This window comes from Saccharopolyspora sp. NPDC002578 (assembly GCF_053592695.1).
The window spans coordinates 1-14,186 of record NZ_JBSFWJ010000057.1 but is presented as its reverse complement, the minus strand read 5'-3'; the positions used below and the strand labels follow the sequence as shown (position 1 = coordinate 14,186).

General features: G+C 74.3%; 2 protein-coding genes and 1 pseudogene. All 3 read left to right on the top strand.

The features are described from left to right. Positions 1-11: 11 nt before the first annotated feature. On the top strand, positions 12-6,500 hold the full coding sequence (locus ACWD38_RS23025) for an SDR family NAD(P)-dependent oxidoreductase (protein WP_450124882.1): 6,489 nt from the start codon (positions 12-14) through the stop codon (positions 6,498-6,500). 281 nt (positions 6,501-6,781) lie between these two features. Continuing rightward, a pseudogene (locus ACWD38_RS23020) lies at positions 6,782-12,790 on the top strand (SDR family NAD(P)-dependent oxidoreductase); the annotation flags it as partial. A gap of 85 nt (positions 12,791-12,875) precedes the next feature. After that, positions 12,876-14,063 carry a cytochrome P450 gene (locus tag ACWD38_RS23015; RefSeq protein ID WP_184480945.1) on the top strand — a complete coding sequence of 396 codons (1,188 nt, stop codon included), beginning with the start codon at positions 12,876-12,878 and terminating at the stop codon, positions 14,061-14,063. The last annotated feature ends 123 nt before the right edge of the window (positions 14,064-14,186 follow it).

Genomic DNA, 14,186 nt, shown 5'->3' with positions numbered 1-14,186 from the left:
CGGAGTTGATGATGACCTCTGGGGAGCGTGACCCGGCGGACCGGCAGGCGCAGGTCGAGAAGGCACTCCGCGCGTCGATGAAGGAGACGGAGCGGCTGCGCAAGCAGAACCAGCGGCTCACCGAGCAGCGCTCCGAGCCGGTGGCGATCGTGTCGATGGGCTGCCGGTTCCCCGGTGGGGTCTCCTCGCCGGAGGACCTGTGGGACCTGGTCGCCGCGGGCGGCGACGCGATCGGCGAGTTCCCCACCGACCGCGGCTGGGACCTGGGCGCGCTGCGGGACGCGGGCGTCGACGAACGCGGCAACGCCGTGTCCCGGCGCGGCGGGTTCCTCGACGGGCTGGCGGAGTTCGACCCCGGGTTCTTCGGGATCTCGCCGCGCGAGGCCATGTCCATGGACCCGCAGCAGCGGTTGCTGCTGGAGGTGTCCTGGGAGGCGATCGAACGCGCCGGGATCGACGCCACCGGGCTGCGCGGCAGCCGCACCGGCGTGTTCGTCGGCACCAACGGGCAGGACTACGCCTACCTGCTGGTGCGGTCGCTGTCGGACGCCGACGGCAACGTGGGCACCGGCATCGCCGCCAGCGCCACCTCCGGGCGGCTGTCCTACGAGCTGGGCCTGGAAGGGCCCGCGGTCACCGTGGACACGGCGTGCTCGTCCTCGCTGGTGGCGCTGCACCAGGCGGCGCACGCGCTTCGCGCGGGGGAGTGCTCGCTCGCGCTGGCCGGGGGCGTCAACGTGATGTGCACGCCCGGTTCGCTGCTGGAGTTCAGCAGGCAGGGCGGGCTCGCCACCGACGGCCGGTGCAAGCCGTTCTCCGACGCCGCCGACGGCACCGGCTGGTCCGAGGGCGTCGGCGTGCTCGTGCTGGAGCGGCTCTCCGACGCGCGGCGCAACGGGCACCCGGTGCTCGCGGTGGTGCGCGGCTCCGCGGTGAACTCCGACGGCGCCTCCAACGGGTTCACCGCGCCCAGTGGGCGCGCGCAGCAGCGGGTGATCCGCCAGGCGCTGTCCAGCGCTGATCTGTCCACTTCGGACATCGACGTGGTGGAGGCGCACGGCACCGGGACCTCGCTGGGCGACCCGATCGAGGCGAGCAGCCTGCTGGCGACCTACGGCAAGGACCGGGAGGAGCCGCTGCGGCTCGGCTCCGTCAAGTCCAACCTCGGCCACACGCAGGCCGCCGCCGGGGTCGCGGGCGTGATCAAGATGGTGCAGGCGATGCGCCACGGCGTGCTGCCCCGCAGCTTGTACTGCGACCCGCCGTCCTCGCACGTGGACTGGTCCTCCGGAGCGGTCTCGCTGCTGGCCGAGACTGAGGCCTGGCCCGAGACCGGCCGCCCGCGCCGCGCCGCGGTGTCCTCGTTCGGCGTGAGCGGCACCAACGCGCACACCATCCTCGAACAGGCCCCCGCCGAGGAGACCGCCGAGCGCGGGCCGGAATCCGGTGCGGTGCCGTGGATCCTCACCGGCCGCACCGAGCAGGCCCTGCGGGACCAGGTCGTCGGGCTGCTCGCCCACGTCGACGCCGACCCCGCCGCCCGCCCGGACGACGTGGCGTTCTCGCTGGCCACCTCCCGCGCCGCCTTCGAGCACCGGCTGGCCGCCGTCGGCGCGGACCGGGGCGGGCTGCGCGACGCGCTGGCCGGGTGGGTCGCCGACGGCGACGCGCCGGGACTGGTGCGCCACACGGTGGAGCGCCCCGCGAAGCTCGGCGTGCTGTTCTCCGGCCAGGGCGCGCAGCGCGCCGGTGCCGGACGTGAGCTGGCCGCCGCGTTCCCGGCGTTCGCCGAAGCGCTGGACGCGGTGCTCGCCGAACTGGACCCGCACCTGGACCGCCCGCTGCGCGAGCTGCTGTTCGCCGAACCCGGCAGCGCCGACGCGGCCCTGCTGGACCAGACCGGCACCACCCAGCCCGCGCTGTTCGCCGTCGAGGTCGCGCTGTACCGGCTGCTCGAATCCTGGGGCGTCACCCCCGGATTCGTCGCGGGCCACTCCGTCGGCGAGATCACCGCCGCGCACGTCGCGGGAGTGCTCTCGCTGCCGGACGCCGCCGCGCTCGTCGCCGCCAGGGGACGCCTGATGCAGGCGCTGCCCGCGGGCGGGGCGATGGCCGCGGTGCGCGCCACCGAAGCCGAGGTCGCGCCGCTGCTGACCGAGCGGGTCGCGGTGGCCGCCGTGAACGCGCCCGGCTCGCTGGTGATCTCCGGTGCGGAGGACGAGGTCGACGAGATCTCCCGGTGGCTGGCCGAGCAGGGCCGCAAGACCACCCGGCTCGCCGTGAGCCACGCCTTCCACTCGCCGCTGATGGACCCGATGCTCGACGATTTCCGCGCGGTGGTGCGGAAATCCGCGTTCGGCAGGCCGCAGCTTCCGCTGGTGTCGAACCTGACCGGGCGCCTGGCCGCCGCCGAGGAGCTGGCCGCGCCGGAGTACTGGGTGCGCCACGTGCGGGAACCGGTGCGGTTCGCCGACGGGGTGCGCGCGCTCGCCGCCGACGGCGCCTCGGTGTTCCTGGAACTGGGGCCCGACAGCGCGCTGTGCTCGATGGCGCAGGACTCGCTGGAGCCGGGCACGCCGGTGATCCCGATGCTGCGCCGCGACCGGGACGACCGCACCGCCGCCACCACCGCGCTCACCCGGCTGCACACCGCCGGGATCAAGGTCGACTGGGCCGCGTTCTTCGCCGCCACCGACGCCCGCCGGATCGACCTGCCGACCTACGCCTTCCAGCACGAGCGCTTCTGGCCGGAGACGGCGCAGCAGGCCGGGGACGCGACGGGCCTCGGGCTCACCGGGGCCGAGCACCCGCTGCTGGGCGCCTCCGTGGAACTCGCCGACGGCGCCGGGGTGCTGTTCACCAGCAGGTTGTCCGTGGCCACGCACGCCTGGCTGGCCGACCACGTGGTCAGCGGCCAGGTGTTCTTCCCCGGCACCGGGTTCCTCGAACTCGCCGTGCGCGCCGCCGACCAGGTCGGCTGCGACCAGGTGGAGGAGCTGACGCTGGCCGCGCCGCTGGTGCTGCCCGCCGACGGTGCAGTTCAGGTGCAGCTGCGGGTCGACGCCGCCGACGACTCCGGGCGCCGCGCGCTGCGCCTGTACTCCCGCCTCGACCAGCCCGGGCGCCTCGACCAGCCCGGGCGCCCCGACCAGCCCGGCCCCGCCGACGACCCGGCCGCGCCGTGGACCCAGCACGCCGCGGGCACGCTGGCCGAACCCGAGCGCGTCCTGGACTTCGACGCCGCGGTCTGGCCGCCCGCCGGATCGTCCGAAGTGGACATCGAGAGCCTCTACGACGACTACGCCGCCACGGGACTCACCTACGGCCCGGTGTTCCGCGGGCTGCGCGCGGTGTGGCGCCGCGACGACGAGTACTTCGCGGAGGTCCGGCTGCCGCAGCAGGTGCGCGACGCCGAGTCCTACGGACTGCACCCCGCGCTGCTGGACTCGGTGCTGCACGCCACCGTGTTCGCCGTCTCCGAAGGGGACGGGCGCGGCCTGCTGCCGTTCTCCTGGAGCGGTGCCTCGCTGCACGCCTCCGGCGGATCGGCGCTGCGGGTGCGGATCACCAAGAACGGCAAGGATTCCGTCGAGCTCGTCGCCGCCGATCCGCAGGGAATCCCGGTGCTGTCGGTCGACTCGTTGGTGCTGGCCGAAGCGGGACCGGCCCCGGCCGCACCCGCCGGCGCGGACGAGCTGAACTCGCTGTTCCACGTCGACTGGGTCGCCCACCAGGTCGAGCCCGCCGCGCGGCAGTGGGCGGTGCTGGGCCCGGACCCGTTCGGCCTGGGCGTCGGCGCGGTCGCGGACTCCGCCGACGAGCTGCCCGAGCCGGTGCCGGAGTTCGTGGCCGTGCCGCTGAGCGGCGGCGGGGACGACGTGCCCGGCGAGGTGCGCGCGCTGAACCGGCGGGTGCTGGAGCTGGTGCAGCGGTGGCTCGCCGAGGACCGCTTCGCGGCCTCGCGGCTGGTGTTCGTCACGCGCGGCGCGGTCGACGGCACCGACCTGGCGGCGCACTCCGCGTGGGGCCTGGTGCGGTCCGCGCAATCCGAGAACCCCGGCCGGTTCCTGCTGCTCGACGTCGACTCGGACCCGGCCGAAGCCCTGGCGCTGGCCCCCGGGCTGTTCGAGCAGGACGAGCCGCAGGCGCTCGTGCGCGACGGCGCGCCGCGCGTGGCGCGGCTGGCGCAGCTGGCCACCGCCGAGTCCCTGGTGCCGCCCGCGGGCGTGCCGTGGCACCTCGACAGCGTGCGCAAGGGCAGCCTGGACGACCTCGCGCTGACCCCGTTCCCGCAGGCCGCCGAGCCGCTGACCGGCCGGGACGTGCGGGTGCGGATCGAGGCGGCCGGGGTGAACTTCCGCGACGTGCTCAACGCGCTCGGCATGTACCCCGGCGAGGCGGGCCCGTTCGGCTCGGAAGCCGCCGGGGTGGTCGTCGAGGCCGGACCCGAGGCGGTCGACCTGCGGCCCGGCGACCGGGTGATGGGCATGCTGTTCGGCGGCTTCGGTCCACAGGGGACGGTCGACGAGCGGTTCCTCACCCGCGTTCCGGAGGGCTGGTCCTGGGACGCGGCCGCCTCGGTGCCGCTGGTGTTCCTCACCGCCTACCACGGTCTCCTCGACCTGGCGGCCGTGCGGCCCGGCGAGAAGGTGCTGGTGCACGCCGGTGCCGGTGGTGTCGGCATGGCCGCGATCCAGCTCGCCCGGCACCTCGGCGCCGAGGTGTTCGCCACCGCCGGCGAGGGCAAGCAGGACACCCTGCGCTCGCTCGGCGTGGCCGACGACCACATCGCCTCCTCCCGCACCACCGACTTCGAGCGCGAGTTCGCGGCGGTCGCGGGCGACGGCGGCATCGACGTGGTGCTCAACGCGCTGTCCGGCGAGTTCGTCGACGCCTCGCTGCGGCTGCTGCCCCGGGGCGGGCGGTTCATCGAGATGGGCAAGACCGACGTGCGCGACGACGTGGCGGGCGTCGACTACCGCTCCTTCGACCTCGGACTCGTCGACCCGGACCGCATCCAGGAGATGCTGGGAGAGCTGACCGCGCTGTTCGCGGCCGGTGCGCTGCACCCGCTGCCGGTGCGGTCCTGGGACGTGCGGCGGGCGCCCGAGGCGTTCCGGCACATGAGCCTCGCCCGGCACATCGGCAAGATCGTCCTCACGATGCCCCGGCGGTGGGACCCGGACGGCACGGTGCTCATCACCGGCGGCACCGGCGGGCTCGGCGCCGAACTGGCCCGCCACCTGGTCGCCGACGGCCGCGCCCGGCACCTGCTGCTCGCCAGCAGGCGCGGCGCCGACGCGCCCGGCGCGGCCGAGCTGCGCGCCGAACTCACCGCGCGCGGCGCCGAGGTCACCATCGCGGCCTGCGACGTCGCCGACCGCGCCGCCGCCCGCGCGCTGCTGGACTCGGCGCCGCGCCCGCTCACGGCCGTGGTGCACACCGCGGGCACCCTCGACGACGGCGTCGTCGGCTCGCTCACCCCGGAACGGCTGGACGCCGTGCTGCGGCCCAAGGTGGACGGCGCCTGGAACCTGCACGAGCTCACCGCCAACCTGGACCTGGCCGCGTTCGCCGTCTACTCCTCGGTCTCCGGGGTGCTGGGCAGCGCGGGGCAGGCCAACTACGCGGCGGGCAACGTGTTCCTCGACGCGCTCGCCCGGCACCGCCGGTCCCGCGGGCTGCCCGCGGTGTCGCTGGCGTGGGGAGCGTGGGAGCAGGGCGTCGGCATGACCGCCGGGCTCGACGACCGGGACCTGCGCCGCATCGGCGACAACGGGATGCCGCCGCTGCCGATCGAGCGCGGCCTCGCCCTGTTCGACACCGCGATCGGCGCCGACGAACCCCTCGTCGTGCCGCTGGGCATGGGCTCCGGGGCCGCTCGCGCGCAGGCCGAGGTGCCCGCGATGCTGCGCGGCCTGGTCCGCTCGGCGCGGCGCACCGCCGCCGGTGGCGGCACCGGAGCGGACCAGGCCGGGCTCGCCGACAAGCTCGCCGCGATGGGCGGCGCGGAACGCGAGCAGACCCTGGTGCAGCTGGTCCGGGACGCCTCCGCGACGGTGCTCGGCCACGGCTCGGCCGAGGCGATCGGCGCGGAGCGCGAATTCCGCCAGATCGGCTTCGACTCGCTGACCGCGGTCGAACTGCGCAACCGGCTGACCGGGGCGACCGGCGTGCGGCTTCCCTCGACGCTGATCTTCGACCACCCGACGCCGCTGGCGGTGGCCCGCCTGCTGGCCGAGGACTTCGGCGGCACGGACGGCCCCGGGGCGTCCCCGCTCGCCGAACTGGACCGGATCGAGCACGTCCTCGCCGACGAGGAGACCGCCGCCGAAGTCCGCGACGAGCTCACCGTCCGGCTGCGCGGCCTGCTGGAGCGCTACGGCGACGGAGCCGCCCACGCCGACGAGCACGCCGTGGAGGAACGCATCCAGGACGCCACCGCCGATGACCTGCTCACCTTCATCGACAACGAACTCGGCAGACGAACCCAGGCTTAGGAGCTCTCACGGAATGGTTTGCGCAGGTGTCCGGGTGGCGGAACCTCAGCGGCTTCCTCGCTGCGGGATCGATTTCTCATGTAGCTCCCTACACCACGAAATCGCTGTCCTCGGGAGGAAGCCGCTGAGAACCCGCCGGTGGTCGTTGTGCTCGGGTGGTCGCTGCTCAGCGGCTTCGCCGCTGACGAGGAACTGCTCGGAAACCTCTCGCACCGCCTTCCGGGGAGCACCTGCCCGCCCTGCCACCCACAACAGGAACTCGATCGAAAGAAGGACCGGCGATGCCTGACGAAAGCACACTCGTCGACTACCTGAAGTGGGTCACCGCGGATCTGCACGAGACGCGGCAACGGCTCCAGGACGCGGAGTCCGGCAAGCACGAGCCGGTGGCGATCGTCGGCATGGCCTGCCGGTTCCCCGGCGCCGATTCGCCGGAGCGGCTCTGGGACCTGCTCTCGGCGGGCGAGGACGCGATCACCGGCTTCCCGGCCGACCGCGGCTGGGACCTCGACGCGCTCGGCGACGGGCGCAGCGCCACCGCCGAAGGCGGATTCCTGCCCGGCGCGGCCGATTTCGACCCCGGCTTCTTCGACATCTCCCCGCGCGAGGCCGTCGCGATGGACCCGCAGCAGCGCCAGGCGCTGGAGGTGTCCTGGGAGGCGCTGGAACGCGCCGGGATCGACCCGAAGTCGTTGCGCGGCAGCCGGACCGGCGTGTTCGTCGGCACCACCGGCCAGGACTACATCCACCTGATGCTCGCTTCCAGCGAGGACCTCGAAGGCCACGCCTCCACGGGGATGGCGGCGAGCGTGCTCTCCGGCAGGTTGTCGTTCGCACTCGGGCTGGAAGGCCCGTCGCTGACCGTGGACACCGCGTGCTCGTCGTCGTTGGTGGCGCTGCACCTGGCCGCGCAGGCGCTGCGGTCCGGCGAGTGCTCGATGGCCCTGGCCGGGGGCGTCACGGTGATGACGACGTCGGCGAACTTCTCCTCGTTCAGCAGGCAGGGCGGGCTCGCCCCCGACGGGCGCTGCAAGGCGTTCTCGTCCGACGCCGACGGCACCGCGTGGTCCGAGGGCGTCGGGCTGCTCGTGGTGGAGAAGCTCTCCGACGCGCAGCGCCACGGCCACGAGGTGCTGGCGGTGCTGCGGGGCAGCGCGGTGAACCAGGACGGCGCGTCGAACGGCCTGACCGCGCCGAACGGCCCGGCGCAGCAGCGCGTCATCCGGCAGGCGCTCGCCGGTGCCGGACTGTCCACTTCGGACGTCGACGTGGTGGAGGCGCACGGGACGGGCACGAAGCTGGGCGACCCGATCGAGGCGCAGGCGCTGCTGGCGACCTACGGCCGCGACCGGGACCGGCCGCTGCTGCTGGGGTCGGTGAAGTCGAACCTCGGCCACACCCAGGCCGCCGCCGGCGCCGCCGGCGTGATCAAGGTGGTGCAGGCGATGCGCCACGGCGCGCTGCCGCCGACGCTGCACGTGAGCAGCCCGTCCGAGCACGTGGACTGGGACACGGGGTCCGTCGAGCTGGCGACCGCGAGCACGGCGTGGCCCGAGGCGAACCATCCCCGCCGGGCCGGTGTCTCCTCCTTCGGCATCAGCGGCACCAACGCGCACGTGATCTTGGAGCAGGCTCCGGAACCCGCCCAGCCCGAATCCGCCCAGCCCGAGACCGCCGAGCCCGAGCAGCGGATTCGCCCGGCCGCGGTGCCGTGGCCCGTTTCCGGCCGGACCCCGCAGGCGCTGGCCGCGCAGCTGGACCGGATCACCGCCTTCCACGCCGGGCACCCCGAGACCGCCGCCGCCGACGTGGCGCACTCGCTGGTGACCGGCCGGTCCACGTTCGAGCACCGCGCGGTGCTGTTGGCCACCGAGTCCGGTGTCGACGAGGTCGCGCGCGGCGCGGTCGGCGCCGAACCGGGCAGGCTCGCGGTGCTGTTCTCCGGCCAGGGTTCGCAGCGGCTCGGCATGGGCCGCGAGCTGCACGCCCGGTTCCCGGTGTTCGCGGCGGCGTTCGACGCGGCGCTCGCCGAACTCGACCGGCACCGGGACGGCTCGCTGCGCGACGTGATCTGGGGCGCGGACGAGGCCGCGCTGGAGGACACCGGCAACACCCAGCCCGCGCTGTTCGCCGTCGAGGTCGCGCTGTACCGGCTGGTCGAATCCCTCGGCGTCACGGCGGACCTGCTCGGCGGCCACTCCATCGGCGAGATCGCGGCGGCGCACGTCTCCGGCGTGCTGTCGCTCGCGGACGCCGCGAAGCTCGTCGCCGCCCGCGCCCGCCTGATGAGCGCGTTGCCCGCGGGCGGCGCGATGACCGCGGTCCAGGCCACCGAGGCCGAGGTCGTGCCGCTGCTCAACGGCACCACGTCCATCGCCGCGATCAACGGGCCGCGCTCGGTCGTCGTCTCCGGTGACGAGGCGGGCGTGCGGGCCGTCGCGGAGCGGCTGGCGGCCGACGGCCGCAAGACCAAACCGCTCGGCGTCAGCCACGCGTTCCACTCGCCGCTGATGGACCCGATGCTCGACGAGTTCCGCGCCGTGGTGCGGGAGCTGTCCTTCGGCCCCGCCGCGATCCCGATCGTGTCGAACCTGACCGGGGAGCGCGCGCGCTCCGAGGAGCTCGGCTCGCCGGAGTACTGGGTGCGCCACGTGCGGGAGGCGGTGCGGTTCGCCGACGGCGTCCGCGCGCTCGCCGCCGAGGGCGCGAAGACCTTCCTGGAGCTGGGCCCGGACGGCACGCTCTGCGCGATGGCCCAGGAATCGCTGCCCGACAACGCCGTGGCGGCTCCGGCGCTGCGCAAGGACCGCCCGGAGGAGGCGGCGTTGGTGACCGCGCTCGGCCGGTTGCACGTCCGCGGCCTGCGGGTGGACTGGTCCGAGCTGCTCGCCGGGACCGGCGCGCGGCGCGTCGACCTGCCCACCTACGCGTTCCAGCACGAGCGGTTCTGGCCGAAGGCCGCCGCCGGTGCCGCGGACGCCACCGGGCTCGGGCTGCGCTCGGTGCACCACCCGGTGCTCGGCGCGGCGATGGGACTGGCCGACACGGGCGCGGTCGTGCTGACCGGGCGCCTGTCGGCGAGCGCGCAACCGTGGCTGCCCACCGGGCGGGCCGTGCCGGAGTCGGTGTTCGCCGAGCTCGCGCTGCGGGCCGCGGACGAGGCCGGGTGCGCGCGGGTCGAGACGCTGACCGTCGGCACCGGTCTCGTGCTGCCCGCGGGTGAACCGGTCGCCGTGCAGGTCAAGATCGGGGAGGCCGACGAAGAGGGGCGGCGCGCGCTGACCGTGCACGCCCGCCCGGCGGACTCCGAGCAGGACTGGACCGAGCACGCCACCGGCGTGCTCACCGCCGACCCGGTCGAGATCGACTTCTCCGGCGAAGTGCCCGGCGGTGCCGAGCAGCCGGCCGACGACGCGTCGTTCGCGGTGTGGCGCCACGCCGGGGAGGTCTTCGCCGAGGTGGCGTTGCCCGCGGACGACACCGGCCCCGGCCACGACCTGCACCCGGCGCTGCTGGACGCGGTCGTGCGCGCCGCCGCGCACGTCGAGTCCACTTCGGACTCCGCGCGGGCGGTCCGCTGGGACGGGATGTCCCTGCACGCCACCGGAGCCACCGCGCTGAGCCTGCGCGCGAGCCGCCACGCGGACGGTCCGGGCATCGAGGTCGTCGCCGTCGACGGCCGCGGAAACCCCGTGCTGGTGGTGGAATCCCTGACCCTCGACACCAGCGGACAGGCGCCGGTGGCCCGCGAATCCGGCCAGGACTCCCTGTTCGGGCTGCGCTGGGTCCCCGGGCCCGCGCCGGAGCCCGTCGGCGGCAAGCGCTGGGCGATCATCGGCGGCGACGAGTTCGACCTCGCCTACGCGCTGCACCGCGCCGACGAAGCCGTCGTCGGCTACGGCGAGACCCTGGCGAGCACGGCGAGCGGCAGCGCGGTGCCCGACGTGTTCCTCATCCCCGTCACCGGTGACGCCGCCGCCGGCCCGCAGGCCGTGCACGACCTCACCCACCGGGCGCTGGCCGTGCTCCAGGAATGGCAGTCCGACCAGCGCTTCGCCCGATCCCACCTGGTCTTCGTGACCCGAGGCGCGGTCGCGGTGGACGGCGAGACGCCCGCCGACGTGGCCGCGGCGGCCGTGTGGGGCCTGGTGCGCTCCGCGCAGGCCGAGGACCCCGGCCGGTTGCTGCTCGTCGACCTCGACGACGCCTTCACCTCCGCGGCGGTGCTGCCCGGACTGCTCGACGCCGACGAGCAGCAGATCGCCGTGCGGCAGCGGGAGATCCGCGTGGCGCGGCTGCTGCCGCTCGACGGCGAGGGAGCCGTGGACACCGCGAGCTGGGACCCCGAAGGGACCGTGCTCATCACCGGCGGCACCGGTGGGCTCGGCGCCGAACTGGCCCGGCACCTGGTCGCCGAGCACGGCACCCGGCACCTGGTGCTGGCGAGCCGCCGCGGACCGCAGGCGCCGGGAGCGGTGGAGCTGCGCGCGGAACTCACCGCGCACGGCGCCGACGTGCGGATCGCGGCCTGCGACGCCGCCGACGGCGCCGCGCTGGACGGCCTGCTCGCCGAGATCCCGGTGCAGCACCCGCTCACGGCCGTCGTGCACACCGCCGGGGCGCTCGACGACGGGGCGATCGGCTCGCTCACCCCGCAACGCCTGGACGGCGTGCTGCGGCCCAAGGTGGACGCCGCCTGGCGCCTGCACGAAGCCACCCGCGACCTCGGGCTCACCGCGTTCCTGCTGTACTCCTCGGTTTCCGGTGTGATGGGCGGACCCGGACAGGGCAACTACGCCGCGGCCAACGCCTTCCTCGACGCCCTGGCCCAGCACCGCCGCGGCGCGGGTCTGCCCGCGCAGTCGCTGGCGTGGGGTCCGTGGGCGCCGACGACCGGCATGACCGGCGAGCTCACCGAAGCCGAACTGGAGCGGATGGCGAACTCCGGGTTGCCGCCGCTGTCGCTGGAACAGGGACTGGCGCTGTTCGACGCCGCCCTCGCCCGCGACGAGGCGCTGGTGGTGCCGATCCGCGCGAAGGCCTCCGGGATGCGGGCCCAGGGCCACGTGCCCTCCGTGCTGCGCGGGTTGATCCCCGCCGCCCGCCGCACCGCCGCCGCGGCGCGATCCGGCGGAACGCTGCGCGACCGGCTCGCCGACGCCGACGCGGCCGACCGCCGCAAGCTGCTCACCGGACTCGTCATCGAGCACGCCGCCGCCGTGCTCGGCCACCGCGACGCGTCCGCCGTCGACGCGGAACGGGACTTCCTGGAACTGGGCTTCGACTCGCTGATCGCGGTGGAACTGCGCAACCGGCTCGGCGAAGAGCTCGACCTGCGGCTTGCGGCATCGGTCGTGTTCGACACGAAGACCCCGGCCGCGCTCGCCGACCGGATCGACGGCGAACTGGGCGACCGCATCGGTGTCGCCGGCGGCCGGTCGCAGGGCAACCCGCACGACACCCTGGTGAACCTGTTCCTCACCGGCGTGCACTCCGGCAAGCAGAAGGAGTCCATGCGGATGCTCGGCGCGGTCGCCGCGACCCGCCCGACCTTCGAGACCCCCGCCGAGCTCGCCGAACTGCCCGAACCGGTGACGCTGGCCGACGGCCCCACCGACCCCCGGCTGATCTGCGTGAGCTCGCCCGGCGCCACCGGCGGCGTGCACCAGTACGCCCGCATCGCCGCGCACCTGCGCGGCACCCGGCACGTGTCCGCGCTGCCGCTCGTCGGCTTCGAATCGGGGGAGGACCTGCCCGAGCACGGCACGGCCGCCATCCGCTCGGTCGCCGAGAGCGCGCTGCACGGCAGCGACGGCGACCCGTTCGTGCTGGTCGGGCACTCCACCGGCGGCACCATCGCCTACCACGCGGCGGGCGTGCTGGAGGACACCTGGGGCGTGCGGCCGGACGCGGTGATCCTGCTGGACACGCTGAGCCTGCGCTACGACGGCAACGACGACATCGACTACGACGAGGTCGCGAGCTACTACCTCGCCGACATCGACTCCCCGTCGGTGAACCTCAACAGCTCCCGGCTGTCGGCGATGGTGCACTGGTACAACAAGGTCGCCGCGATCACCGACGCCCCGGTGACCACCGCGCCGACCCTGCTGGTGCGCTGCTCGGTCCCCGTTCCCGGCAGCCGCGGCACGAAAGCGCCGCCCGCCATCGACACCGACGCGGTGCGCACCATCGAGGCCGACCACCTGTCGCTGGCCAAGGAACACTCCGAGCTCACCGCGCAGGTCATGCACGACTGGCTGGCGAGCCTCGTGCCCGCGAGCACCTGACCGCTCGCCGGGTCGCCGCGTCCGGCGCGGCGGCCCGGTCCCGTTCGTCCGACCGGAATCCACCCACACCGCGGAGGAATCGCCCATGAGTCAATCGCTCGACCTGCCGAAGCTGGGCACCGGCCCGTCCGCCATGCTCCGGCCTCCGGAGATGCTGCGGAATCTCCAGGAGCAGGCGCCCATCTGCAAGGTGATCACCCCGGCGGGCGACGAAGCCTGGCTGGTCACCCGGCACGAAGAGGTCAAGGAGCTGCTCAAGGACGAGCGGATCAACCGGTCGCACCCGGATCCGCCGTCCGCGCCGCGCTACGTCGACACCCCGTTCTTCAACCTGCTGATCACCGACTCGGACCCCGACGAGGCGACCCGGCTGCACAAGTCGATGCGCGCGCTGCTGACGCCGAGCTTCTCCGCGCGCAGGCTCGCCCGGCTGCGCCACAAGGTCGAGGCGCTGGCCGAGGACATGGTGCAGGCGCTGGTGGACAAGGGACCGCCCGCGGACCTGCACAACGACTTCTCGCAGCCCTTCGCCCTGCAGGTCCTCTACGAGCTGATCGGCATCCCCGTCGAGGACCGCATGATGATCCTGCAGCTGATGGGCCGGATGGCGGTGCTGCACGACCCGGTCTCCGCGGAGAAGGGCGCCGAGGAGCTGTTCGCGTACATCTCCGCGCTGGTGGGCCGCAAGCGCGGGCAGCCCGGCGACGACGTGATCTCGCGGCTGTGCGAGGCGGGCGTCGAGGACGAGCGCATCGGCACCCTCGCGGCGGGCGTGCTGTTCGCCGGCCTGGACAGCGTGATCAGCCACATCGACGTGGGCGTGCTGGTGCTCGCGAACAACCCCGACAAGCGGGACCTCGCGATGCGCGACGCGGGCACCATGGCCATCGCGGTGGAGGAGGTGCTGCGCGCGGCCAAGGCGGGCAGCTCCATGCTGCCGCGCTGGGCCGCCGGGGACGTCGAGATCGGCGACGTCACGATCAAGGCGGGCGAGCTGGTGCTGCTCGACTTCACCCTGTCGAACTTCGACACCCGCGCCTTCGACGCCCCGGACACGTTCGACGTGACCCGCGCGCCCAACCCGCACCTGACCTTCGGGCACGGCATGTGGCACTGCATCGGCGCCCCGCTCGCGCGGGTCGAACTGCAGACCGCGTTCAGCACCCTGTTCCGGAAGATCCCCGATTTGCAGGTGGCGGTCGCTCCGGAGGACCTGAAGCTGGAGAGCGGCCAGCTCTCCGGCGGCCTCCTGGAACTCCCTGTGACTTGGTGAGGTGGTTTTGAGGGGGTCTCGTTCTGCTTTGGTGTCCGGGTGGCGGAACCTCAGTCGGTCTCTCGCTGCGGGATCTTTTTCCCGAGTGGCTCCGCCACGAGGGAAAAAGCCGTCCTCGCGAGG

Bases quoted from the DNA above. Each gene is read 5' to 3' on its own strand.
- ACWD38_RS23025 (WP_450124882.1), top strand. From the start codon at position 12: ATGACCTCTGGGGAGCGTGACCCGGCGGACCGGCAGGCGCAGGTCGAG.
- ACWD38_RS23015 (WP_184480945.1), top strand. From the start codon at position 12,876: ATGAGTCAATCGCTCGACCTGCCGAAGCTGGGCACCGGCCCGTCCGCC.